Source organism: bacterium (assembly GCA_030693425.1).
In the GTDB taxonomy this organism is placed as follows: domain Bacteria; phylum Patescibacteriota; class Minisyncoccia; order Minisyncoccales; family GWA2-46-15; genus GWA2-46-15.
In genome coordinates this window covers 22657-48052 of sequence record JAUYAM010000002.1, presented here as the reverse complement: position 1 = coordinate 48052, position 25396 = coordinate 22657, and the positions used below count along the sequence as shown (strand labels likewise).

The following is a 25396-nucleotide window of genomic DNA, read 5'->3' as shown; positions in this document are numbered from 1 at the left end:
TAATTAGAAATTGTTTAGAATAATTAGAAATTAGAATAATTAGAAATTTGATATGTTCAGTCCGGCTCATCTAGGTTCGGGTTTGCTTTTAGGAGTCCTTGGCCTGAAAGTTTTTAACTTATGGGCGCTTCTGGCGGGCAGCGTCGCCATGGATTTTGAGAATATTTTCTTGGTAATTGCCAATAACCTTAAGGGTTGCCCGAAATGTTATCACCACGGCTTTTTCCATTCAATCTTGGGAGCTATCCTGGGAAGCCTAATCCTAAGCTTTATCATCTTAAAGCTCAAGCCGATCCTAGAAAAGATTTCTTTGAGCCTTAAAATTAAACAGTCTTTTTCCTTTAAAGCCCTGTTCTTGAGCAGCTTTCTGGCCTGGCTGGCCCACATTGGCTTTGACGCCTTGGTTCACAGAGACGTTTTCCTTTTCTGGCCCTTGAAAGAAAACTTCTTTCTGGTCAGCTGGACTCTCTACTGGCCGCTGACCCTTGTCCTGGCCGTCATAGGATTAATTTCTTTTATTATTCTTGTTTTTAAAATTATGAAGATAAGCAAACATGACTAGAGAAGAAGCTTTAAATTTAGTCAGGCAATACGTTAAGAACGAAAACAGCATAAAGCATATGTTAGCTACCGAAGCGATAATGCGGGCTTTGGCGCGGCGCTTTAACACTTCGGCTTCGCTCAGTGCAAGTGAGAATGAGGAAACCTGGGGTCTGGCCGGGCTTTTGCACGACATGGACATAGAAATTGTCGATTGGAAAACCCACCCCGAGCAACAAGGAGCGGTCGGAGCCGATATGCTTGAAAAGATGGGAGTAGATTCTGTAATTACCAACGCCATTCGCGCTCACAACGAAGCCACCGGCAAAACCAGAGATAACTTAATTGAAAAAGCGATTTATGCCGTAGATTGCTTGACTGGATTAATCGTTGCTTCAACCTTGGTTCTTCCGAGCAGGAAAATAGGAGATCTTTCTCCGGAAAACGTCCTAAACCGCTTCAAAGAAAAGTCTTTTGCCAAAGGCGCCAGAAGAGAAGCAATTTCCACCTGCTCTGAAATTAATCTTTCCTTGGAAGAGTTCGCCAAAATCGGCCTTGAAGCGATGCAAAACATCGCCGCTAACTTAGGCCTTTAGGAGACATTTAAAGCAACCTAGCATGTCAAAATCAAAATATATTTTCGTTTCCGGCGGAGTTATTTCTGGTCTAGGTAAAGGGATAACCACAGCCACCACCGCTCTCCTCTTGAAACTCTACGGCTTTAAGGTTTCGGTGATGAAGGCTGATATGTACTTGAATCTTGACGCCGGCACCATGAACCCTTTAGAACACGGCGAGATTTTTGTTACTGTTGACGGCGCTGAAACCGACCAGGACTTGGGCCATTACGAAAGATTCCTAGGACAGGACATGAACAAGGAAAATTACTTCACCATGGGCCAGGCGTACAAAAACGTCCTCAACAAAGAGAGGTCATTAGCTTACGGCGGCAAATGCGTCGAAGGAAATATCCACATTCCGGAAGAAATCATCCAGCGCATCCAAGAAGTCCAAAGAAAAAATAAGGCGGAAATCACCGTGATTGAAGTAGGCGGGACGGTCGGAGAATACCAGAACATCCTGTTTTTTGAAGCCATCCGCCGCTTCAAGCAAAAAAACCCGAAAAACGTAGCCTTAATTCATGTTGTTTATCTGCCGGTTCCCTCGTTTTTAGGCGAGATGAAAAGCAAACCGGCCCAGGCCTCGATTTACGAGCTTTATCGCCTAGGCCTCCAGCCGGATTTTGTCATTTGCCGGAGCCAGCAGGAAATTGACCACAAAAGACGCCACACCATTGCCCTTAACACCGGCGTCAAAGAAGAAAACATTATTGCCGCCCCGGATGTGGACACAATTTACCGCATTCCGCTTCTTTTTGAAAACCAAGGGCTGGCAAAAAAGATTCTCAAGACACTCCAGTTAAAACCCAGAAAAAAAACTCTGAACCAATGGGAAAACTTTGTCGCCAAAATCGACAAGGCCAAAAAAGAAATTAAAATCGCCATCGTTGGCAAATACTTCGCCTCCGGCAATTTCGCCCTGGAAGATTCTTATGTCTGCGTCATTGAAGCTATAAAACACGCTTCCTGGAGTCTGGGAATAAAACCAAAAATCCAATGGTTTGACTCGGAAAGACTGGAAAACAAAAAAGATGCGCCCCGAATGGAAAAAGAGCTGCAAACATATCAAGGCATTATCGTCCCTCAAGGCTGGGGCAGCCGGGGAACCGAAGGAAAAATTAAAACTATCAAGCTTGCCAGAGAAAAGAAAATTCCTTATTTAGGATTATGTTTTGGCATGCAAATGGCGGTCATAGAGTTTGCCAGAAATGTTGTTGGGTTAAAAAACGCCAACTCCACCGAAGTCAACCAGAAAACCCCTTATCCAATAATCCATATTATGCCAGAACAAGAAAAATATTTAAATAAACGTCAATACGGCGGCACCATCCGCCTCGGCCAGTGGCCCTGTAAAATCAGAGAAAACACGATTTTGTCCAGGGCGTATGGCAAGGAAACCATTCTTGAACGCCACCGACACCGCTACGAAGTGAACAATGATTACCGTGAGCTTCTTGAGAAAAACGGGATGATTATTTCCGGCGTTTCTCCGGATAACCAATTGGTTGAAGCGATTGAGCTTAGTCAAAAACACCATCCTTTTTTCGTCGGCACCCAGTTTCATCCGGAATATCAGTCGCGGCCTTTGTCTCCCCACCCGCTATTTGTCGCTTTTATTAAGGCGGCGGCAAAAACAAGGCTTTAAACCGCTTAATTTACAGGATTTTGTCAAAATCGGCCTGGAAGCGATGCAGGAAATCAGCGGCCAGCTGGGTCTATAGGGTCTTGCCACCACCGGCTTTTTCTGCTTTATATAAAGCACGTCTATAAGGGCTCTGCCTCTCAATGCGCGGCATTGAGAGGATAATTCTTTTTCAGTTTAGGAGGTTCGCATGGTTCGCATATTCCGCTGTCAGTTCTGTAGAATGTATTTCCGCAATCGGAAAGGCACCAAGCTGGCCGCCCAGCCAGGGGGTAAAGCCAAGAACATCACATGTGCGGGATGTAAAGATAAGAAAAAGGATCACCGGAAGCGGTAAAAGCCCAAACAAACAGAAGCCGTCACATGTTGACGGCTTCACCATTTGCGCTTGACATGATTCTTTGAATATGATTATGATAAGATACAATCTGGAAAAACGAAGAGAGAAGGATTTCCCCTTCTTGAGTTGGAGCCGAAAACCATGATCTTGCGTGGACTAAGGTTTCCCGGGCAGGCCCGTTATAGCTTTCGCGACCCGCTATCCCGTTTAATGGGATGCCGGGCCCAAAAGGCGACTGTAGCAATACGGCCGTGAATCAAAGTGGCACCGCGAGACAGAACTCTCGTCTTTGAACCCAAGACAATTTGGGATTAGGGACGAGAGTTTTTGTTTTTCAAAAATCTCTTCCGTGCTCCCAAGAAGCACGAGAAAAGGAGAAAGACATGCAGGGAACAGCCATCTTTATGGAGGCCCATGCGGCGCAAGAGGTTAAGGCCGTGCTCGGGCCAGAGTACGCCCTCTGCAGCAATGAAGAGGGAGACGAAGGGGTGTATCAGGTCTGGAAAGACGGAGAACATATCCGCCTAAGTCAGGAACAATGGGACGAAATCTCTCGCATTAAGGGGGTGGACAGCATCGTCCCGTAATAAGCAAAGGAGCGCCTTGCGCAAAAGGCAAGGCGCTCCCCAGCAGCCATGAACAAAAATTTCCAAAAACCAAATACTTATGACATCGTCATTTTCGATTGCGACAGCACCCTGACTAAAATCGAGGGAATTGATGAATTAGCCAGAATGAAAGGAAGAGAAAAGGAAGTCTCCAAACTAACCGCTGCTACTATGAAAGGAAAAGCGAAATTCCGCCAAACTCTCAGAAAAAGATTAGAAATAGTCAGGCCTTGCAAAAAAGATTTAGCCCGGCTGGCAAACCTCTATATCAAAAACGAGGTTAAGGGAGCGAGAAAAACCATTGCTGGATTAAAACGGATGGGAAGCAAGGTTTATATTGTTGCTGGCGCGTACTCGCAAGCCGTTCTGCCTTTTGCAAAATACCTTGGAATCCCCAATAAAAACGTCTTTGCTATTAATCTTAAGTTCCGGAAAAACGGAAATTATCTTAGCCCCGATTGGAAAAATCCTCTTACAAGGAATAAGGGCAAGCAGTATATTATTCAGAAACTAGCAAGACGAGGGAAAACCGTGCTTATAGGCGACGGCGCCACGGATCTTGAAGCTAAAAATGTAGTTGATCTTTTTATCGGTTTTGGCGGTGTTGTCAAAAGACAAATCGTTAAAGAAAATGCCGATGTTTTTATAACAAATCTGCTTGATATATCGAAACTCTGTTTCGCTATAGAAACTCCCAATCTTTTACCAATTTTAAAGATAGTTCAAAAAGGTCGAGAAATATGTTAATCTTAATTAAGAAATGTCATGGTCGCTAATGCTCCCATTTCATTTCTTGATTTTTACGCCTGCGGCGTAAAGTGCAAGAATAACTAAACTAAAACCATGTTAGACATCAAACTTATTCGCCAAAACCCGGAAAAAGTCAAAGACGCCTGCCGCAAAAAGCAGGCCAAAATAGACATTGACAGGCTCTTGGAAATAGACAAAAAGAGGAAAGAATTAATGCTCGCCCTTGAAGATACCCGGGCAAAGAAAAACCAGGCTAATGAACAGATAAAGCAGCTCCACGACAAAGCCGACAGAGAAGCGGTGATTATGAAAATGCAAGAACTGGACAAAAGCGACGACCGCATTGAAGCTGAATTCAAAGAGATTGACGCCGAATTCCAGGGTTTAATGTCCATAATCCCGAACCTACCCTTAAACAGCGTTCCCGAGGGTAAAGACGAAAGCGAGAATAAAGAAATCAGAAAGTGGGGAGATATCCCCAAGTTTAACTTTCCGCCCAAAAGCCACTTTGAACTGGGAGAAACCCTGGATTTAATCGACACCCAAAGAGCGGGCAAGGTTTCAGGCACCAGGTTTGGCTACCTGAAAAACGAAGGAGTGATGCTGGAAATGGCCCTGCTCGATTTGGGATTTAAAACTCTGATTAAAAAAGGGTTTACCCCGATTCTGCCGCCGGCAATGATCCAAAAAGACGTTTTGATGGCCTTGGGCTACAATAACCGCGGTTTTGAAGAAACTTATTGTCTAGATCAGGACAATCTCTGTCTGGTGGCAACGGCCGAACACGCGATTGTTCCTTATTTCAAAGACGAGATTTTGCTAGAACAAGAATTGCCGAAAAGATTTGTCGGGTTTTCCGCGGCTTTCCGCAGGGAAGCAGGAAGCTACGGCAAGGACACCAAGGGGATTTTACGCGTCCATCAGTTCAATAAGCTGGAAATGGTTTCTTTCGTAAAGCCCGAGGATTCCGAAAAAGAGCACGCCTTTTTAATAGCCATAGAAGAAGAGCTAATGCAATCCTTAAACCTGCCTTATCATGTGGTGCAAATGTGCACCGGCGACCTGGGCGACCCGGCCGCCGCCAAATACGATATTGAGGCCTGGTTTCCTTCGGAAAACAAGTATAGGGAAACCCATTCCGCTTCAAACTGTACTGATTATCAAGCGAGACGATTGAATATCCGATTTAAGCGCAAAGGCGGGGAATTAGAGTTCGTCCATATTCTTAATGGCACGGTTTTTTCCGAAAGGCCGATTTTAGCGATTTTGGAAAACTATCAGCAGAAGGACGGCTCGATCAAAGTGCCCAGAATCCTGCAGAAATACACCTGCTTTAAAGAGATAAGATAACTAAAATGCAAAACACCCCTACTCTCAAAAAGAAAGAGGGGTGCCGCTGAATTTTTCCGAAAGGAAAAATTCGTGGTCCGAGAATGCTTGGCCCCGCGCGAACGCAGAACCAAAGACTATCTCAAACCGCCTACATTCTATCATACCCATGGAAACTTGTCAAGAGCAAATCTTAATTCTCCACGGCTGGGGCAGATTTACCGGCTCCTGGACGCCTGTTAAAGAACTGCTGGAAAAACAGGGTTATCAGGTTTTTTATCCGCCTTTCCCGGGACTAGACGAAAACCAACCGTTAAATAGCCCCTGGACCATTGACGACTACGTTGAATGGGCGAAAACCTATGCCGATAAAAACGGCCTAGCCGATTTTTTTCTTTTAGGACATTCTTTCGGCGGCCGGGTTTCTATTAAGTTTGCTGTAAAATATCCGGAGAAACTTAAGGGATTGATTTTGGTTTCTGCCGCCGGCATCCGGAACAAAAAAATATCAAAAGTCTACAACCTGTTTGCCAAACTGTCTAAAGCCATCAATAAATTATCTTTTATTCCCGGCTACCAGTTTTGTCGAAAAGCGCTCTACCGTCTAATCTTGAGAAAAACCGATTATGTCACCTTAAAAACCCAGACAATGAAAGAGACTTTTAAAAACGTGATTGAGGAAGATTTGGCTGGCCAGCTGGCGCAGATCAAAACCCCGACCCTGATTTTGTGGGGAGATAAAGATAAAACCACTCCTTTATCTGACGGAAAATTTATGGAAAGGATGATTTCCGGCTCTTTGCTGCGAATCATTGCCGGCGCTCCGCATATGATCCACGTTGACGCGCCAGAAAAAGTCGCCCAAGAAATCCTGGATTTTGTTAACAGACACGAATAAAATGCTAAAGACCGCCCTCATTATCCATGGCTATCCTCAGCCGGTTGTCAAAGGCCATTTTTTGTATGACTTTTTTGAGCAAAACGGCTGGGAAATCATTGCCCCTTACTTATTTACTGACAAATTTATTTTTACCCCAGAAAATGTCCAAAAATACCTTGAAAACGAATTAGAAGACAGAAAACCAGATGTTATCGTCGGCGTCTCCCTTGGGGGATTAATCGCTCCTTTAATAGCCCAGAACTACCCCGATTCAAAACTTATCTTGATTGCCACCGGCTCCTGTTTCAAGCCAAAATCAAAAATAATCGGCTTTTTCTATAAGGCAATGGCCAATAAAAAACTCCTGGGCCTGGCCTACAATTCAATCGGGTCAATGCCAAAAAAGATCTTATCTTCTTTTTATGCTTTTTTGTCGCGCCCTTACACTAAAGACGCTTCAACCAGAGAGATTTACAGGCAGGACAGTCAAAAGAATATAGAACTAATTTTAAAAATCCCGATAAACAAAGACGAAGAAATTATTGATTCTGCCTTAAAAATAGACAATCGCCAGCTGTTAAAGACAATCAAAAATAAGACTTTAATCTTTGCTGGCAAAAAAGACATTTTGATGCCTCTTGAACTTTCCCAAAAGCTTAAAACCCTGTTGACGAATAGCCAATTGATTATCACTCCAGGGCAACACTTTAATTCCATCACCAAAGACAATATCATTGATTTAAAAATCTTCTTGGCCTAAAGCCAATGACAAACTCTTCCTTAGACATCTTCTACATTCTTTATATCTTTTGGATAATTGAAATAACCAAAGCCATGTTTTTTTGGCTGTACTTCTGGCAGTTGAAAGAATATCATCTCAAAAGATTTATTGACCATTTTAGGACGGCAAAAGGAAAGCAATTACTCCGCAATCCTGTCCGGCTCGTAAAAATGTTGCTTCTGGTCCTGGCTCTGTTTTTACCGATGCTGTGGCCGCTCCTGATTATTTACGTCGTCCAGGCCGCGGCTTTTCTGGCCAAGAAGACCTACCCCAAAAAACCGGTTTTCACTACCAAAATGATAATCTTGGCTTTGGCAAATCTAACCATTTTTGCCGCCATTTTGCTTTACTCTAGTCATTTGCCAGAAAGCCAGGCAATTATTGCTTTGCTTTTGGCGGATATTCTTCTGCCCCTCATTGTTTCAGGAATAGTGCTTTTGCTCCAGCCAATTGCGGTTTTGTTCAGACAACAAATAATCAACCAAGCCAAAGCCAAAAGAGCTGAATTTAAAAATCTGACTGTTGTTGGCATTACCGGCAGTTACGGCAAAACCTCATGTAAAGAATTTTTGGCAACAATTCTCTCTGAAAAGTTCAAGGTTGCCAAAACCGCAGAACATCAAAATTCGGAAATCGCTATTGCTCGCTGCGTTTTAAATGAGTTAAAACCCGATCATCAAGTTTTTATCTGCGAGATGGGAGCCTATGACAAAGGCAAAGTCAAAGAGGTTTCTGGCATTGCCAAGCCCAAAATCGGCATCGTTACCGGCGTCAATGAACAGCACCTGGCGCTTTTTGGCTCAATGGAAAACCTATTGTCGGCAGAAGGAGGAGAGGAACTTATTGAGAGTTTGCCAAAAGACGGCTTGATAATTTTCAATGGCAACAATAAATATTGCTTAGAAATGTACCGAAAAACGGAAAAACCAAAAAAAATATATCAAATACCAGATACTAGATACCAGATACTAGATACCAAAGCGGATATTTGGGCCGAGGATATAATTATTGAGAAAGACTGCGTCAGATTTAAAGCGGTTGCCAGAGAAGGAGAAACAGCGGATTTTCAAGTTAATGTTTTGGGCAGTCATAATATTTTAAATCTTTTGGGAGCGATACTAGTTGCCAAAGAACTGGGAATGACTCTTGAAGAAATATCCAAAGCTTGCCAGAAAATAACTTCAGACCAGGGAGCCATGAAGCTCAAAAAAGGAAGCGGGGGAGTGGATGTTATTGATTCCGGTTATTCTGCCAATCCCGACGGCGTTCTAGCGGCCCTGGAACACCTAAAACTCTGGTCATGTCAAAAAGTAATTATAATGCCTTGCCTGATTGAACTCGGTCCGGCTGCCAAAGAAGCGCACCAGAAAATCGGCAAGAAAATCGGCGAAATTTGCGATCTTGCCATTATCACCACTAAGGATTGGTTTGAAGAACTGCGAAAGGCGGCAATAGGCGCTGGCATGAATCCGGAAAATATCATTTTTTTAGAAAACCCAAAAGAAATATTTGAAAAAACAAACTCTATTTGCCAACCAGAAAGCATAATTCTTTTGGAAGGAGGACTACCGCAAAAATTGAAAGAATTGAAAAAATTATTGAAAATTTAAGAGCCCTGTCATATAAAATCTACAACAGGGCCCAGTCTCCTAAAAAAGATCAAGTGCCCAGGTTATGAGCGCCGCCCCCACGACGAACACAATGAAAAACAACTTTTGTCAATATAACAAACCTATTTTTACCTCCCTTTCGCCCAACACTCAAAAAGACGATATTATTTTAGCATTGAAGCTAATTTTCCAGCCCTGGAAATGGACCAATGACAAAAAACAAGCGATCGCTGAAAATCCGTCATTGGTGCTCGAACAAAAATTTGAGCACTACTTGGGAATAAAACATGCTTTTGCTTTTAATAGCGGCCGGACTGCTTTCCTGGCAATTTTGAAATGCCTGAACTTTGAACCCGGCAGCGAAGTTTTAATCCAAGGATTTACTTGCAACGCCGTAGTCAACCCGATTTTGGCTGCCGGGTTAAAACCTGTTTTTGTCGATATTGACAAGACAACCTTAAATATTGATGTCGAAGATCTAGAAAATAAGATATCGCCTAAAAGTAAAGCTGTTTTGGTTCAACACACTTTCGGCTTACCGGCTAACTTGGAAAAAATCCAGTCAATTTGCCAACAACGCAACCTAATTTTGATTGAGGACTGCGCCCATTCGCTCGGCGCCGCTTATAATGGTAAAAAAGCGGGCCTGCCCACCGAAGCTTTAGCGAAGGTGGGAACTTTCGGCAAAGCCGCATTTTTCAGTTTTGGCCGGGATAAGGTTATTTCTTCTGTTGCCGGTGGAATGGCTGCGACCGACGACGACCAGTTGGCGCAAAAACTAAAAGACTATCAAAATAACTTACCCGAGCCCTCTTGCCTTTGGACATTTCAACAGCTCCTGCATCCGATTTTAACTACTTTCCTGATTATACCTTTATATAGTTTCGGTGAAATCGGCAAATGGGCTTTGATATTTCTACAAAAGATCGGCCTGCTGTCCAAAGCCGTTTCCAAAAGAGAAAAACAGGGAAAATTACCAGTTAATCCCGCCAAAAAAATGCCCGAGGCCCTGGCAATTTTGGCTTTAAACCAATTTGAAAAACTAGAAAAGTTTATCAGCCACCAACGCCAGATCGCTGAACTTTACGACAAAAACCTGGCAGGATTTAAATTGGTTCTGCCGCCAAGCGCAGAAGGCCGGATTTATCTCCGCTATCCTGTTTTGCTTAAAGACACTAACGCCGATATGATATTAGATAAAGCCCGCAAAGAAAAAATCTTCCTTGACGACGGCTGGAGAAACGCCGCTATTATGCCTCCGGACACAAATCAGGCTAAAATGGGGTATGAAGCGGGAGATTGTCCGATAGCTGAAAGCGTCGCCAAAAAGATTGTCAACCTGCCGACCCACATCAATATTTCAAAAGAAAAGGCCCAAAAAATCGTCAACTTTCTCCATAAATGTTTTAATACGATCGTAGAAAAAGTATGATATAATAAGATCGCAATGAATATTCCTATAACTGACAAATTTTTGTGGGATCTGTGTAATTTTATTGAGACGATCAGGCTACCGCGAGCCCCAAAAACAATTTATGAAGCGACCTCTCCAGACCTGCTAAGTTTTAGACGCGCCTGGGAAAAGAAAAACAGACAAAAATATTTTTCTCAACTGATTTATTATTTAAAAAAGAGAGGCCTGATAAGAATTAATAATCTGCAAAGCCGAAAAGCTATTGCTATTACCCCAATGGGATTGGAAAAGATTTCTGAAATTAAATATGAAAACTCGAAAAAAGATAAACGGAGAGATGGAAAATGGCAAATGATAACCTTTGACGTTCCCGAGAAAAAAAGAAGGCTACGAGATTTATTGAGAAGCAATCTTATATTTTTAGGATATAGAATGCTCCAAAAAAGCATCTGGGTTTGCCCCTTTGACGTTAAAAGTGAAACAGAAAAGTTTCTCCGAGAATATTCTTTGGATCCGTACGTCAAAATATTTTTAATAGAGGAGACAGAAATATAAACATTTTACTACGATCGTAAGTAAGTTTATGATAAGACAATTTTATGAGCTGGGAAGTAAAAGAGATAGAAAATAAAGAAACTTGGGAAAAATTCCTTGAAGATCACGAGGAAAAAACTTTTCTCCAATCTTGGAATTGGGGCGAGTTCTGCCGAGAAATGGGAGAAAAAATCTGGAGATGGGGGATATACGACAACGACGAATTGGTAAGCGTTGCCCTGGCGGAAAAAAAGATTGCTAAAAGGGGAACCTTTTTGCTCGTACCCCACGGCCCGGTGATAAAACCAGGAGAAAGTTCCAGAAAAGAAATCTTAAAAACTTTGCATGGAAAGCTCAAAATAACCGCCGGGCAGGAACAGGCAAGCTTCATAAGGATAAACCCTATCTGGAAAAGGGAAGAAAAGGGGATTGCTTTATTCAAAGCCGCGGGATTTAAACAAGCCCCTTTGCAAATGCACCCTGAAGCGAGCTGGAAACTTGACATTACGCCTCCAGAAGACAAGCTCTTTTCCCAAATGAGGAAAACTACCCGTTATCTAATCCGCCAGGCGCAGAAAAACCCGGCGATCAGCGTCTCGCAAAGCAAAAATCTAGAAGACGTTAAATTGTTCAGCCGATTCCACGACCAGGTTTCAGAAAGGCAGGGTTTTGTCCCTTTTTCCCTAGAATACCTGCAAAAAGAATTTTCGGCTTTCAGCGAAAATAACGAAGTTTCCCTCTTTTTCGGCTATCATGACAAAGAGGTGGCTTGCGGATCATTTGTCCTTTTTTGGTCGGGTATCGGCTTTTACCATCACGCCGTCTCTATTCCCAAGTTCGCCAAGCTCTCAATTACTTATCTCCTGCTTTGGGAAGCGGTCAAAGAAGCAAAAAAAAGAGGGTGCCGCCTTTTTGACTTTTGGGGATTTGTCGACCCCAAAGTACAGCCGAACCATCCCTGGGCCGGCCCAACCCAGTTCAAAATGGGGTTTGGCGGCAAAGCTCATGAATATATAAAAACCCAAGACCTGGCGCTTTCCAATCGATACTGGTTAACCTATGTTTTCGAGAAAGTAAGAAAGTTAAGACGCGGACTCTAAATTATGCGAGTTTCCAGTAAAAGATACCGAATTAGAAAAAAGAAATCTATTCTGAAGAACCGCTTTTTCCGGCTGGCTGTTTTGATAACTTTTTTGCTGACGGCAATCTCCTGGCTGTTCTTTTTCTGCCCGGCCTTCCAGGTAAAAAAGATTTTAATTTCAGGCGGGGGAAGAATCTCTGGTCAGGAAATCGAACGACTGGTCTGGCCAAAAATCCAAAAAAAGATTCTCGGCTTTGAAACCAAAGCCATTCTCCTGGCTGACCCGGATTCGATTAAGATTCTGGTTTCAGAGAAATTCCCCCTCATAGACGAACTAAAAGTAAAAAGATTATTGCCCGATTCCCTGTTAATTGAGATAGTCGAAAGGAAAGCCATCGGAATCTGGCGCAATCAGGAGTCCTATTTTTCCTTAGATAAAAAGGGGGTGATTTTTGAAGAAATCCTCAAAGAAACTTTGTCCGACCTGACAATTGAGTCAAAACAATTTCAGGGAGAAATATCTCTGGGAAAAAATGTAATTGAAGAAAAAAGGCTCTTGCAAATTCTAACAGTCCAAAAAACAATCGAGGAAAAAGCCGAAATCAAAGCTAAGGAGTTTACCTTTTTTGAGAACGAGGCGAGATTAGACGCCAAAACCAAAGAAGGCTGGAAAATCTTTTTTGACTTAAACGGCGACCTCAATTGGCAGCTGATCGAGCTCGAATTAGTTTTAGAGAAAGAACTCCCTCAAGAGAAAAGGCAGGGCCTTGAATACCTCGATCTCAGGTTTAATAAAGTCTACTACAAATAGAAATTATTTTGGGTAGTTAAAAGGCCCTTTCCTCCGGAAGAGCCTTTTATGGTTCGATCTTTATGACAGCCGCTATTTCCTCAGGGTTTTTCCCGAGACGTGCGGCGAGGCCGGCAAGGTATTCGACGATTTTCGCATCGAATTCCGACTGGACGTCGCCGCCGAGAAATCCTTTGGCAAAAGCGGTTTTAAACGCTTCCCCGAGAGGCCTTAACTCGGGGCTCCAAGAAGAAACGTTGGTCGGAGAAAACATACGCAGGGCAGGTTTTTGATCCTGCAGACGATGCCTTATTTCGTGGCTAGCGATCGCTACGATCAATTCTTCCATCGTGAAAACTGGAAGAGTCGCAAAATCGTCAGCGCCCAACCCTTTGATCAAAGCTAGGTGCTTTTTGGTATCTTTACCCTGGGTCTGTTTTTCAAGATACGCTGCTATCCCGACCACGAAAACAACATATCTTTCCCCAGATTCCTCTCCGGATGTGTAACGAACATAGCTCCTTTTCCCATAATCGTCCTTTGCAGGAACCGTGAAGACGATTTCTGCCGGAATAGGGTCTCCGGGAAGAACGAGGGCGTCCAGACCCTGGATCACCTTGGTGACCAGCCAAGCGATTCCCCAATCTCCCTTTTTAATCATTTTACGCGACCTCCTGAGCGCGTCAGATCCGAAACTCTAACACAACCTCACAGAAATGTCAATTTCTTTACGGGGACAGAGACTATTTTATCTTATAAACGAAGTTTGAAAGCTTGCTTTAAAACGTAGTTTTCAAGCTTCGCTTATAGACGAAGATTGAGTAGCCGGCTTTGGCAACCGGCTGGTAATCATCAAGCCACAAATAGCGGCCAGTCGGCTGGCTAAAACCCTTGGAGGGCAAGCCGCGCTCGCTCTGTAAAAAGGTGGCGGAAACCGCCAGATACGGAGTTTCAGTCATTTCCGCCGGCTGTCTCGCGCTCCACCACTGCAAATACTTGTCGCCCAGATAGAACCTAGCGTCTGACCCGCCAAAATAGTCAACATAGATTTTGGGGATTTTGTTTTTCTCGAGCCACTGATTCAGCCTTTTTAAATCCTGGCCCCAGTCCAGATTAGAATCGGTGACATAAACATATCCTTGATTGGGCCCGCCGGCCAATTCATTGAAATAGGCCAGGAAAGACGGATAAGTATTGACCACGGAAACTGCCTGCCAACAAAGAAGAGCTCCTAAGAAAAGCATCTTGGCTTTAAGATAAGGCGGCTTTATCCACAAAGCTGTCAGCCGGCTTGCCAGCAGAATCATAAACGGAAATATGGGCAAAAGATGGCGGACTCCGATATTTAAATTTCCCGTCAGACTCATCAGCCAGTAAAGACCGATAAAGGCAAGAAAAGAAAACTCAACAAAATAGCTTTTAACCCAGCTCTTTAATCTAGTCCAGAAATCTTGCCAAAAAGGTTTTTTCATAAGATAGGTTGCCGCTAAAATCCCAAAAATCGCTAAAATAAAGAAGGCTAAAGGTTCTTTGATTAAGTAAACTATAGGAAAATAGGTTTTCCAGGCAATATTTGAAACCTCGCCGAGAAAATAAGTGGTGTTTCCGCCCACCCCGCGCTGAAAAACCATAATCAAGCCAAAAAGGTACTGGGCTATAGGCCTCAAGACAGGATTATAGGATAGATTGGGTAAAGCCTGACGCAAACCCTGAAAAGAACTGAAGCCCAAAATATACTCCATATCATTGGCCTGGCGATCGGGCGGGTAATTGAAAACATGGTAATAATAAACCAGCCAGATTACGGCCGAAGCAACAACCAGAATGACCAGAAACTTTAAGCCGTAAACGATAAATGATTTGAGAAATTGGGGCAGGGATTGAAAATTAACGCCCAGCCAGATCAGTAAAAGGAAACCCAGAAAAGGCAAAAGTAAAATAGTTGAAAACTTAGTCAATAGAGCCAGGCCCAAAACCAAACCGGCAATCAGCAAGTTCTTCTTTGAAGATTCTTTTAAGAACTTAAGGAAATAGTAGGCGGCGGCGGTGATGCCGAGGGCGGCGCCGATGTCGGTGGTCACCAGCCGGCCGTGCGCCAAAAGAGTGGGGGAGAAGGAAAAAAGGAAAAGAGCCAGCAAAGCGATATTGTTCCCGTAAAGCTCCCTCGCCCACTTGAAAACATAAAACCCTAGGAGCAAAAGGATGAAAACCATCGGCAGTCTTCCCCAAAAGATCATTTCTTCTGTGGGGTTGCCCGACCAGAAAAGGAATTTGTTGCCGAATGCCCACTGGCCGTTAACATCGTCTTTCCAGGATTGGATGTCGGAGGGAAAATTGATATCTTTGATGAAAAGCAGGGGGAAAGCGGCCAAATCCTTGACCAGAGGCGGGTGTTCGGGGTTGAGCCGCATGTCCTTTTGCGTCAGATAAGAATAGCCTGCCGGCAAATGGGCAAGTTCATCCATAGTCAAAGAGTCATTCCTCATGCTGAAAACAGCCATGGCAAAGACAAAAACCAGCAAAGATACGGCGGCAATATTGGTTAAGCGATTTGTCATCTTAATTAAGGCTTATTTATTAATCAATCTCGAATCTCCAGACTCCGCCGTATTCCTTAAGCCTCCCGAAAGGAAACTTCTCTTCCAGCTTCCCGAATAACTCCTGATCTTCCTTCATGATTACGACTACGGTCTTTTCTCTATCTATCATTATTTTAGACAGTTCTTCCGGCAAAAGATAAGTTGCCTGAGGGTTGCCAAAGACAATGCTTTCAAAAAATATCGGCGTCTGGGCAGGCATGGGAATTCCGCTCGGCCAAGGAACCGGAGTGCCTGATTCGTTGACAACAACGTATTTGGAAACGTTCTCGGGAAGCGAATTCAAAAACTTCCCGATTTCAACATAGTTTTCCGTAAAAGCTCCCTTGACATGGGAGTTTTTCGCCCAGACGACAAAGTATTTGAGGGGATCAAAAAAGATTCCAAAGAAAAGCGCTACGAAAAGAATCAGAAGAAAAGCCATTCTCCTTTGTTTTAGAATCTCCTTTAGCCAAAATAAACCAAAGCCGACAAAAATATAAGCGACTGGTAGAACCCCGATTGTTCTCAAAGCGTGAGGGGTGCCCTCGGCAGTCAGAATCCCTGGAAGCAAAAGGGTAAAGAACCAGCCAATTAAGAGGAGGGAGGCAGCGACTTCCTGCCATTTTTTCTCTTTTACCCTTAGAGCCAGTTGTTTGAGGATGAAAACTATGCCCAGATACATGATGATTCCCAAAACCGCAGGCAGCTGGGGAGAATTGGCGAAATTGTGCCGCCAGTTGCCATCGCCGATGAAAACGAACATCGTTAAGTGCTTGATCAGGCTCAAAGCCGACTCTTTTATGGGATTGGCGGCGGCAAAAATCGAGACCCCGGCGGCCCGACCCATAAAATCCTGCGGGTTGTTCAAAAAATAAAGGCCAATGGGCAAAGCGGCGATAAAGACGGCCGCAAGATAAGCCAGAACCAGTAAAAAGTATTTTTTCTGGAAACCCTCTTTACGGTAAACAAAATAAAAAGGGATAAAAACCAATGGCAATAATAGGGGGGCTACCCTAAAAGCAATGTAGGTATGAAAACCAAGGCCGAAAAAGATTCCAGCCAAGACGGCCGGGAAAACTTTTCTTCCGTTCAAGCTCTTGAAAAGGAAATAAAAAGAGAAGACCAGGAAAAAGGGAACCATAATAGCCCTAAAGCCCAGGCGACTGAAATTCAGATGCCAGAACGAAGCGGCAAACAAGAAAGTAGCGAGCAGGGGGACGAACTTGTATTTAGTATTTTGTATCTCGTATTTTGTATTGACGAAAATTTCCTTCGTTAAAAGATAAAGGCCCAAGACGGTTAGAGTTCCGATAATGGCCGCCACTACCTTGATTGCCCAGACGCTCGGGCCAAAAATGGCAAAAGAAAAGGCAATCAGGTTGATAAAAAGGCCTTCCCGGCCATTGTTTTCGGGATAAAAGACTTTGAAATCACCGGTTTTTAAAGCGTTCAGGGCGTCGTTGCCGTTAATGGCGACATCCGGGTAAAGCCCGGGAGGAATTAAATCCAGCTGCCAGAATCTCAAAAAGCCGGCGATAATAAGGATTGCCAATAAGAGACATAAACAGCAACGTTTCTTTTCCATTAGCTTATTTTAGCACAAAGATACATTTGCCTAAAACGACCGTATTAAACCATCTAAAATCTGACTTTAGAGGAACTGGTTAAATCACCAAAAATCCACGATCGTGTAAATTTTGTAAAGTCTCGACTTTAAAACAATATTTCCTGAACAAAACCTTACGAAAAACCCACGATCGTGGATTTTTCGTAACATACGACATCCAACTAGTTAGGTTTGACCCAAGGTCTAATCCCGGACGTCCCCTCGGGTGTCTCTCGGGTATCCTCTGGTGTTATATAAAAAGCAAATGCCACTTGGATTTCCAAATGGCATTTTTTGCTTATTGCGCAGATTCTTGTTACGGCGAGGATACGAATCCGCTGAACCTACCTCGCCGGGGCTTTAGGAGCTCTCGCGCATAATGCGCCTGAACTCTTTAAACCCAATTTGTTTGCTCAGCAAGGCCTGTCCGGCCCAATACCCCCTTATGATATCGATCAGCCGCTGCTGAGCCGCAGCGGACTGACCAAGCTTGTCGCCCCATTTGTCCAGGGCGACGAGCAAGCCCTGGTCAATCTCCGCCTCGCTTGCGCAGCGAGACGGAGAGTCGTCGGCTGGGAAAAATGTTCCTGTTAGGTCCCCCACCTCCCAGCTGTAGATCCAGACCATTCCCCCCTGAATCCGGATCGGATCTGCTGTGGCCAGTAGATCCAACAGATTTACTAACTCGAACAGTTGCTTATTCATTTTTTCTCTCCTTCTGAGAAATTTGGCGGAGCGGAGGAAAGCCCGCCAACAGCTTATGGTCAGCCAACACGCGCTGACTGTAACCTCTGCTGCCTCATAAAGACTTTGGTCAAATCTTCATCAGGCAGCAGGGGTAATGTATTTTTAAGGAACAAACTCTTTTATTCTCTTTTTCTACTTACAATTATAGCATACTCTTCTTGGAAAGTCAAGGGCGGATGGAGATTAGCAGTTAAAGGTCTTGACTGCTAATCTGGGTTTGCTACAATAGTTGATATGGAAATTACTGAAAGGCAGAAAAGCATATTGGAAAAACTGATTGAAGAATACGTCAAAACTGCCGAACCAGTGGCGTCGGCTGCTTTGGCAAAGAAACACGCCTTTGGCATTAAGCCGGCGATGTTAAGGATTGAAATGGAAAAACTCACTGACCAAGGATATCTCTCCCAGCCTTTTGTGTCAGCGGGCAGAATCCCTACTGACAGAGGATACCGTTTTTTCGTAAACAATCTCCTGATACGCAAAGAACAGGGGATTGGCCACAAAAGATCTACTGAGAAAATCAAGCAATTTACAGGCGCAAAAGAAGATCGCCCCAAAGCCACCCAAGAACTAACTAGAATAATATCTGAACTGACTTCTTCTCTAGTTTTAAGTTATTTACCCGAAGAAAACCTGTTTTTTAAGGAGGGGTGGAGCCAGATAATCAGAGAGCCAGAGTTTGAAAACAGCCATGTATTTGAAAGTTTCGTAAGAATGATTGACTCGTGGGAAAAGGATATCATTCCGGAAATGGATTTTTCCGGCGAAATCAAGATTTTCATCGGCAAAGAGAATCCGAGCCAAAAATCGCAGGACTTTTCCGCCATTGCCGGCAACCTACTTTTGCCGGACAAAGAAAGGGGAGTGATGGCTATTTTCGGACCAAAAAGAATGGAATATGACCGGAATATAGACATTATTAACTCAATAATCAATATATTTTCCAATGACTTCTGAGATAAACAAAGAAATTAAAAAAGAGGAGGCGCCGCCAGCAGAGGATTTAAAAAAACTGCTTGAAGATTGCCAAAAGCAGAGAAACGAGTATTTGGCCGGCTGGCAAAGGGCCAGAGCCGATTTCTTAAATTACAAGAAAGAAGAGGTTGAAAGGTTTAAAGAGATTATTAACTTTGCCGGCGAGGAAATGATTTTAAAAATTCTGCCCTTACTCGACAATTTTTATCTGGCGGAAAAAAACCTGCCTGAAGATCTAAAAGAGAATCAGTATGTCCAAGGGCTGCTCCAGATCAAGGCTCAATTCGAGGATCTCCTCAGAAGTCATGAAGTAGAATTAATAGAATCTCTGGGTAAGAAATTTGATCCCCAATTTCATGAAGTAGTTGAGGAAATCCAAGACAAAAGCAAAGAGCCCGGAACGATTGTCGAAGAGACCCAGAAAGGCTACTTAATCCAGGGCCAGCTATTGAGACCGGCTAAAGTAAAAGTCTCAAATAACACCCTAAAAAATGAAAATACCTAAAATTATCGAACAAAATAAAAACTCGATAATTCTTTTGGAGATTTTAATCCCAAAAGAAAACAATCAAGTGACTTTTAGTATCAGAGGAACTGGTTTCATTGTTTCCAAAGACGGAAAGTTCATAACCTGCGCTCATGTTTATAAAGAGATTCCAGAAAACGAAAGGCAGTATTTAGGAACAAAGGTTCCTACCAAAACAGATGAAAAGGGAATTATGCATTACAGCAGATACCCGATAGAGGTTCTGAAAACCGATGAAGAAAATGACATTATTCTGATGAAAATCGTCTCCGATGGGAAAACAGAATTTTCGCCGATCCAGTCAATCGGAGATTCAGAAAAAGTCCAAGAAGGGGAAGAAGCTGTTTTCTTGGGATATCCTTTGGCAACAGAACTGATAAATATCGGGTTTGGCATTACAATGACTGCGAATCGTTGTATAGTCAGCTCGGTAAAAAAGAGATTAGCGGATGGATCATTGCACTTCTTTATTATAGATACCCATACCAATAATGGTTCCAGTGGCTCACCGGTTTTTTCCGTCGAAGACGGCAAGGTTATCGGCATTGTCAGCGGAAAGATTTCAGCAAAAATCCCGATACCAGACGGGAAAACAGCAGATATTCCGGCAAATATGGGAATCTGCCGGCCATCAAAATATATCATTGATTTAATTAAATAATTCTTCAATAAACTTATGGCAAAGATATTAGGTATCGATTTAGGAACAACTTTCTCGGCGATGGCAATTGTCGAAGCCGGGGAGCCGAAAATCATCGAGAATAAAGAAGGAGCGAGAATCACTCCTTCGGTAGTTTCCCTGACAAAGGCTAATGAAAGGCTGGTCGGAATCCTAGCCAAAAGGCAAGCCGTTTCCAATCCCAAAAACACCATTTACTCGATTAAAAGGCTGATGGGCAGGAAATACTCGGATCCCGAAGTCCAGCGGGACAAAAAAATCCTGCCTTACGAGATCAGGGAATCTGCAGACGGAGGCGTCGAAATTAAAATGGGAGAAAAATGGCACAAACCGCCGGAAATCTCGGCCATCATTCTTCAGAAGCTGAAACAAGATGCTGAAGCCAAATTAGGCGAAAAAATTACCGATGCCATTATTACCTGCCCGGCCTATTTTGACGACTCCCAAAGAAAAGCGACTAAGGTGGCTGGAGAAATCGCCGGTTTTTCCGTCAAAAGAGTCATTAACGAGCCGACGGCCGCGGCCCTGGCTTACGGCCTGACGCAAAAGAAAGACCAGCAGATCGTTGTTTATGACTTTGGCGGCGGCACTTTTGACATCTCGGTTCTCGACATCACCGCAGACACGGTTGAGGTGAAGGCGACCGGCGGCGACACCCACTTGGGAGGAGACGACTTTGACCAGAAAATAATTGAGTGGCTGGTAGACAACTTTAAAAAAGACCAGGGCATAGACCTGTCAAAAGACGCCCTGGCCGTTCAAAGGCTGAAAGAAGCGGCGGAAAAAGCCAAGATCGAGCTTTCTTCAAGCATGGAAACGGAAATAAATCTGCCCTTTATCACTTCCGACTCTTCAGGCCCAAGGCATTTTTTCTACAAATTCAGCCGGGCCCAATTGGAAAATTTGGTCGGAAGTTATATCGACAAATCGATCGAGCTGGTAAAACAGACTCTGAAAGAGGCTGGCAAAGAGCCGAAAGACATTGAAGAGATAGTTTTGGTCGGCGGTCAGACCAGAATGCCAGCCATGAAAGAAGCCGTCAAAAGGTTTTTCGGCAAGGATCCGAACGAATCCATTAATCCGGATGAAGTTGTCGCCATCGGCGCCGCTATCCAAGCCGGAATCTTGCAAGGAGAAGTCAGAGACGTCTTGCTTTTGGATGTCACCCCTCTGTCTTTGGGTATTGAAACTCTGGGGCAGGTGAACACCGTTCTTATCGCCAAGAATACGACCGTTCCCACCGCCAAAACCCAGGTTTTCTCGACTGCGGCCGACAACCAGACCTCGGTCGAAATCCACGTCCTGCAAGGAGAAAGGCCGATGGCTTACAGCAACAAATCTCTCGGCAGATTTATTTTAGACGGCATCCCGCCTTCTCCTCGAGGCCTGCCCCAGGTTGAAGTCACTTTTGACATCGATGCCAACGGCATCCTTAACGTCACCGCCAAAGACAAAGCCACCGGCAAAAGTCAGTCTGTCAGAATTGAAGGCTCAACCGGACTCTCTAAAGAAGAAGTGGAAAGGATGAAAAGAGAAGCCGAGCTTCACGCCGACGAAGATAGGAAAAAACAAGAGTTTATTGAGGCAAAGAACCTGGCCGACAATCTGATTTACGCTACCGAAAAAACTCTGCGCGATTTAGCTGAAAAAGTGCCGGCAGACATTAAAAAAGAATGTGAAGAAAAAATTGAAGCCCTTAAAAAGACAAAAGAAGGGGATAATCTTGAAGATATCAAGGTAAAAACCCAAGATCTGTCCCAGGCGGCCCAGAAAATCGGCGAGCAGTTATACCGCCAGCAGCAAGGACAAACGGGCTCAGAGGGCCAGCAAAAACCGCCCGAGCAAGGTCCGGAAGCCCAAGAAGGGGAGTACAAGGAAAAATAAAAAATAAAAAATAAAAAATAAAAAACATAAATCAAAAATACAAAAATTCTACTGCACATTGAAAGGTTTTATTAGTTTTTGTTAAGGTTTTTACGTTTTAACATCTGTATTTTTGATATTTTATCTTTAATCTTTAATTTTAGCGGAGCGCTATGAAGGACTACTACCAGATTCTGGGAGTCAAAAAAGACGCCAACGCCGACGAAATCAAGCGGGCTTACCATAAGCTGGCTCATCAGCACCATCCCGATAAAGGCGGCGACGAACAAAAATTCAAAGAAATCAGCGAGGCTTATCAGGTGCTCTCCGATAGAGGCAAACGGGCCCAATACGATCAGTTCGGGCAGGCTTTCCCGGGCGGCGGACCTAGAGGACCAGATTTCAACTGGTCCTGGGGCAGACCGGGAGCAGCGCCTGATGGCGAAGGATTTGAATTCGATTTTGGGGATCTGGGTGATGTTTTCGAGGAGTTTTTCGGTTTCGGCGGCCCCAGCAGAAGAAAGGAAGCAAAAAAAGGCAGGGATATCGAAATCGGCTTAGAAATCGCCCTCGAGGAAACCCTGAGAGCTCAAGAAAAAGAAATCTCTCTGGAAAAATTCGTCAGATGCCAGAGATGCCGAGGAAGCGGGGGAGAGCCGGGATCTGGAATAAAAGAATGTTTTTCTTGCCGAGGCACCGGCGAAGTTCAGCAAATTAAGAGAAGCTTCCTGGGGGCCTTTACCAGTTTTGTTACCTGCCCCGAATGCAGGGGCGAAGGCCAAAAGCCGGAAAAGCCTTGCAATGTCTGCAAAGGCGAAGGCAGAATAAAAGGGATCGACAATTTCAAGGTTTTCATTCCGGCCGGGGTTGACCAAAATCAGATAATCAAAGTTGAGGGAGCCGGAGACCCGGGAAAAAGGGGAAACCGGCCGGGAGATCTGTACTTGAGGATTTTTCTCAAACCCCACCGCGTTTTCAAAAGAAAAGGAGACGACCTTTTTATGAACCTGCCCTTGGCTTTTTCTCAACTTGCCCTTGGCGGCCAAATTGAGATTGCCGACCTGGCAGGTAATAAGTTCATCTTAAACATTCCTTCTGGATCAGAACCGGGAAAAATGCTAAGATTGACGGGTAAAGGCATCCCTCATTTTCAGGGACGCGGACAGGGAAATTTGTATATCGAGTTAGTTCTTAAAGTTCCCAAAAAACTAAACCAGAAGCAAAAGGAGTTGTTGGAGCAACTTAAGGAGGAGGGTATTTAAAATAAAAAACATAAAATATTTTATTTTTTATTTTTAATCTTTAATTTTAGCTGTAGCGCCCGCCCTTGTAGCTCAATTTGGTAGAGCAGCTCCCTTTTAAGGAGTTGGTTCCGCGTTCAAATCGCGGCAGGGGCACAAATATCGTAAGGAATTTTGAGCGAAAGAAAGTTTTCTCATAATTTTGATACAAGAAACAGCAGAAATGCTGATTTTTGTTTGGGCTTGACTTCTGCAATGAAATATGTATTAACTATTAATTAACATCGGTATCATGGAAAACCGATAACCTCTACGGTAATAATGCCGTAGAGAACACATTTCCTTAAGGAGGTATGAAATGAAGAAATTCTATATAGCGGGCGCTGTATTGCTTCTCGTGATCGGACTGGCTTGGCTCTACGTAGCCTCTTCGTCCGCCAGAATAGCGGCCCTTTCTTCCTTCATCGGTGTTGTGCCCGCCGAGAAGACCCTTTCGCCCGCCGAAAAAGCCCTCTCTTCCATCGGGACGGAAGTTCTGCCAAACGTCTATGACGATCAGCAGAGCACTGTCTATATCAGGGTGGACGACCCGTCGGACCCGTCGTGGAAAGGAGAGAGAGGGGATGCGGCCATCGCCGACATCATAGCCAAGAAAGCGGAGTGGGAGCGACAGTTTCCCGACAAGAAAGTGATCGCGATGTCCATCGTCACCGGCAATGCGGGAGCTTACGGTCATCCGATCGTGGTCGGACTGCTCATCCACTATGAGTAGTATTAACAACTATCCAGCCCGGCGAGCGCCCCGAATGAGCCCCTTTGTGGAATTCAATTCCGCTTAGGGGCTCTATTTTTTTCTATAATTGTTTATTGTCTCATTTATTATTTAGGTATTTGCTTCGCGAATCCTTTGAATCTTGAATCAGTCCTCTTCATAATTTTAAATGGACTTTTTAGCTTAATTCTGCTATCCTAATAATGAAATTACATGGAAATAAAAGGTTCCAAAAAACTACTGAAACTAGTTGCCGTAATTCTTTTACTTTGCCTTGGTACCGGCCTTGGATTTTATTTTGGCCAGAAACAGGCCGAGAAAAGGATTATCAACGGCATTTTCAACCAGGGAGCCGGCCAAGACGTCAAAAACCTTGACTTCAGGCTATTCTGGGACGCCTGGCAAGCCTTAAAAGAAAACTTCATCGATGAAACTAAATTCGACAGCCAGAAAATGCTCTACGGAGCCATTTCCGGCATGGTCCAGTCTCTTGACGATCCCTATACCATTTTCATGGATCCCGAGGAAAGTAAAAAGTTTTCGGAAGACGTCTCCGGAAAATTCGAAGGAGTAGGGATGAAAATCGGCCAGAAAAAAGGGCAGCTCCAGATCATCGCCCCCTTGGAAGGAACTCCTGCCCAGAGAGCCGGATTGAGGGCAGGGGATAGCATTGTCAAAATCGATGACGTCTTTACCATCGGCATGTCCGTTGACGAGGCCGTCAGCAGAATCCGCGGCGACAAAGGCACTACCGTCACCCTGACTATCTTCAGAGACGGCTGGAACAACGCTAAAGACTTCAAGCTGACTCGGGACGTCGTCGAAGTGCCGTCTCTGAAATGGGAGGCCAAAGACGACAATATCGCCTACATCGAACTCTACCAGTTCTCGGAAAAGGCCAGCGCCGACTTCAGAAAAGCCGCTCTGGAAATCTTGAGATCGCCGGCCAAGAGAATAGTTCTCGACTTGAGGAATAACCCCGGAGGTTATCTCGAAGTTGCCCAGAACATTGCCAGCTTTTTCCTGAAAAAAGATTCCCTGGTGGCGATCGAGGATTTCGGTGAAAAAAGAGAGCCGAAGAAATATCTGGCTACCGGCAACGACATCTTCTCCAACCTGCCATTAGTGGTTTTGATCAACCAAGGATCGGCTTCAGCCAGTGAGATTCTGGCCGGCGCCTTGAGAGACAACCGTAAAATTAAGCTCATAGGGGAAACCTCATTTGGCAAAGGCTCTGTCCAGCAAATAGAAAACCTTGAAGGGGGATCTTCTTTAAAGATCACTGTTGCCAAGTGGCTGACACCCAGCGGCCAGTCTATTTCAGATCACGGTTTGACCCCCGACATTCAGGTCGAAATCACCGACGAGGATTACGAGAATGACAAAGACCCTCAGCTCGACAAAGCTCTTGAAATCTTGAAAGAACTCAAGTAGAATATAGAATAGGATATGGCAGAAATAAACAAGTTTGATTCTGGCGAAATAAAAA

The 25396-nt window shown here is 44.1% G+C and carries 24 protein-coding genes and 1 tRNA gene; 21 read left to right on the top strand and 4 right to left on the bottom strand.

The window, feature by feature from the left end:
• Positions 1 to 52 precede the first annotated feature (52 nt).
• The 13 genes from Q8N16_00635 (at position 53) to Q8N16_00575 (ending at position 12940) form a co-directional block, all read left to right on the top strand.
• Positions 53 to 562: a metal-dependent hydrolase gene (locus Q8N16_00635; protein MDP3093255.1), complete on the top strand. Its 510-nt coding sequence runs from the start codon at positions 53 to 55 to the stop codon at positions 560 to 562.
• Positions 555 to 1136 carry an HDIG domain-containing protein gene (locus tag Q8N16_00630; GenBank protein ID MDP3093254.1) on the top strand — a complete coding sequence of 194 codons (582 nt, stop codon included), beginning with the start codon at positions 555 to 557 and terminating at the stop codon, positions 1134 to 1136. Before Q8N16_00635 ends, Q8N16_00630 begins: the two co-directional genes overlap by 8 nt.
• Positions 1137 to 1158: 22 nt before the next feature.
• Positions 1159 to 2805, top strand: a complete 1647-nt coding sequence (locus Q8N16_00625; GenBank protein ID MDP3093253.1) for a CTP synthase — start codon at positions 1159 to 1161, stop codon at positions 2803 to 2805.
• Between the two features lie 642 nt (positions 2806 to 3447).
• A complete protein-coding gene (locus Q8N16_00620) occupies positions 3448 to 3729 on the top strand; it encodes a hypothetical protein (protein ID MDP3093252.1) in 282 nt (93 codons plus the stop codon).
• 48 nt (positions 3730 to 3777) lie between these two features.
• Positions 3778 to 4497, top strand: a complete 720-nt coding sequence (locus Q8N16_00615) for an HAD-IB family phosphatase (GenBank protein ID MDP3093251.1) — start codon at positions 3778 to 3780, stop codon at positions 4495 to 4497.
• A 96-nt stretch (positions 4498 to 4593) separates the two neighbouring features.
• Positions 4594 to 5850: a serine--tRNA ligase gene (serS, locus tag Q8N16_00610; protein MDP3093250.1), complete on the top strand. Its 1257-nt coding sequence runs from the start codon at positions 4594 to 4596 to the stop codon at positions 5848 to 5850.
• 148 nt (positions 5851 to 5998) lie between these two features.
• Positions 5999 to 6727, top strand: a complete 729-nt coding sequence (locus tag Q8N16_00605; protein ID MDP3093249.1) for an alpha/beta hydrolase — start codon at positions 5999 to 6001, stop codon at positions 6725 to 6727.
• A 1-nt stretch (position 6728) separates the two neighbouring features.
• Positions 6729 to 7469, top strand: a complete 741-nt coding sequence (locus tag Q8N16_00600) for an alpha/beta hydrolase (protein ID MDP3093248.1) — start codon at positions 6729 to 6731, stop codon at positions 7467 to 7469.
• Positions 7470 to 7474: 5 nt separating this feature from the next.
• Positions 7475 to 9100 carry a UDP-N-acetylmuramoyl-tripeptide--D-alanyl-D-alanine ligase gene (gene murF, locus Q8N16_00595; GenBank protein ID MDP3093247.1) on the top strand — a complete coding sequence of 542 codons (1626 nt, stop codon included), beginning with the start codon at positions 7475 to 7477 and terminating at the stop codon, positions 9098 to 9100.
• Positions 9101 to 9191: 91 nt separating this feature from the next.
• On the top strand, positions 9192 to 10532 hold the full coding sequence (locus Q8N16_00590) for an aminotransferase class I/II-fold pyridoxal phosphate-dependent enzyme (GenBank protein MDP3093246.1): 1341 nt from the start codon (positions 9192 to 9194) through the stop codon (positions 10530 to 10532).
• A gap of 15 nt (positions 10533 to 10547) precedes the next feature.
• On the top strand, positions 10548 to 11069 hold the full coding sequence (gene cas2, locus Q8N16_00585; protein ID MDP3093245.1) for a CRISPR-associated endonuclease Cas2: 522 nt from the start codon (positions 10548 to 10550) through the stop codon (positions 11067 to 11069).
• A 44-nt stretch (positions 11070 to 11113) separates the two neighbouring features.
• Positions 11114 to 12148, top strand: a complete 1035-nt coding sequence (locus Q8N16_00580) for a peptidoglycan bridge formation glycyltransferase FemA/FemB family protein (GenBank protein ID MDP3093244.1) — start codon at positions 11114 to 11116, stop codon at positions 12146 to 12148.
• Positions 12149 to 12151: 3 nt separating this feature from the next.
• Positions 12152 to 12940 (top strand): FtsQ-type POTRA domain-containing protein, encoded by a 789-nt coding sequence (locus tag Q8N16_00575; GenBank protein MDP3093243.1) that lies wholly within the window; start codon positions 12152 to 12154, stop codon positions 12938 to 12940.
• 46 nt (positions 12941 to 12986) lie between these two features.
• Here the strand turns inward: Q8N16_00575 and Q8N16_00570 are convergent, their stop codons facing one another.
• From Q8N16_00570 to Q8N16_00555, 4 genes are all read right to left on the bottom strand, one after another.
• Positions 12987 to 13580, bottom strand: a complete 594-nt coding sequence (locus Q8N16_00570; protein ID MDP3093242.1) for a hypothetical protein — start codon at positions 13578 to 13580, stop codon at positions 12987 to 12989.
• Between the two features lie 118 nt (positions 13581 to 13698).
• Positions 13699 to 15477 carry a glycosyltransferase family 39 protein gene (locus Q8N16_00565; GenBank protein MDP3093241.1) on the bottom strand — a complete coding sequence of 593 codons (1779 nt, stop codon included), beginning with the start codon at positions 15475 to 15477 and terminating at the stop codon, positions 13699 to 13701.
• Positions 15478 to 15496: 19 nt separating this feature from the next.
• A complete protein-coding gene (locus Q8N16_00560; protein MDP3093240.1) occupies positions 15497 to 17083 on the bottom strand; it encodes a glycosyltransferase family 39 protein in 1587 nt (528 codons plus the stop codon).
• A gap of 381 nt (positions 17084 to 17464) precedes the next feature.
• Positions 17465 to 17809 carry a hypothetical protein gene (locus Q8N16_00555; protein ID MDP3093239.1) on the bottom strand — a complete coding sequence of 115 codons (345 nt, stop codon included), beginning with the start codon at positions 17807 to 17809 and terminating at the stop codon, positions 17465 to 17467.
• 276 nt (positions 17810 to 18085) lie between these two features.
• Between Q8N16_00555 and Q8N16_00550 the strand changes: the two genes are divergently transcribed.
• The 8 genes from Q8N16_00550 to Q8N16_00515 all read left to right on the top strand — a co-directional run bounded on the left by Q8N16_00550 (position 18086) and on the right by Q8N16_00515 (position 25341).
• Complete coding sequence (locus tag Q8N16_00550; protein MDP3093238.1) at positions 18086 to 18808, top strand: hypothetical protein; 723 nt, start codon at positions 18086 to 18088, stop codon at positions 18806 to 18808.
• Positions 18798 to 19331, top strand: coding sequence for a nucleotide exchange factor GrpE (locus Q8N16_00545; protein ID MDP3093237.1), 534 nt, complete (start codon positions 18798 to 18800; stop codon positions 19329 to 19331). Before Q8N16_00550 ends, Q8N16_00545 begins: the two co-directional genes overlap by 11 nt.
• Positions 19318 to 20013 (top strand): serine protease, encoded by a 696-nt coding sequence (locus Q8N16_00540; GenBank protein ID MDP3093236.1) that lies wholly within the window; start codon positions 19318 to 19320, stop codon positions 20011 to 20013. Before Q8N16_00545 ends, Q8N16_00540 begins: the two co-directional genes overlap by 14 nt.
• A gap of 15 nt (positions 20014 to 20028) precedes the next feature.
• Positions 20029 to 21915 (top strand): molecular chaperone DnaK, encoded by a 1887-nt coding sequence (gene dnaK, locus Q8N16_00535; GenBank protein MDP3093235.1) that lies wholly within the window; start codon positions 20029 to 20031, stop codon positions 21913 to 21915.
• Positions 21916 to 22067: 152 nt separating this feature from the next.
• Positions 22068 to 23156 carry a molecular chaperone DnaJ gene (gene dnaJ / locus Q8N16_00530; GenBank protein ID MDP3093234.1) on the top strand — a complete coding sequence of 363 codons (1089 nt, stop codon included), beginning with the start codon at positions 22068 to 22070 and terminating at the stop codon, positions 23154 to 23156.
• A 61-nt stretch (positions 23157 to 23217) separates the two neighbouring features.
• Positions 23218 to 23291 (top strand) — tRNA-Lys (locus Q8N16_00525).
• Positions 23292 to 23493: 202 nt separating this feature from the next.
• The gene (locus tag Q8N16_00520) at positions 23494 to 23907 is read left to right on the top strand and encodes a hypothetical protein (protein MDP3093233.1); all 414 of its coding nucleotides are present in this window, start codon (positions 23494 to 23496) and stop codon (positions 23905 to 23907) included.
• Between the two features lie 213 nt (positions 23908 to 24120).
• Positions 24121 to 25341: a S41 family peptidase gene (locus Q8N16_00515; protein MDP3093232.1), complete on the top strand. Its 1221-nt coding sequence runs from the start codon at positions 24121 to 24123 to the stop codon at positions 25339 to 25341.
• The last annotated feature ends 55 nt before the right edge of the window (positions 25342 to 25396 follow it).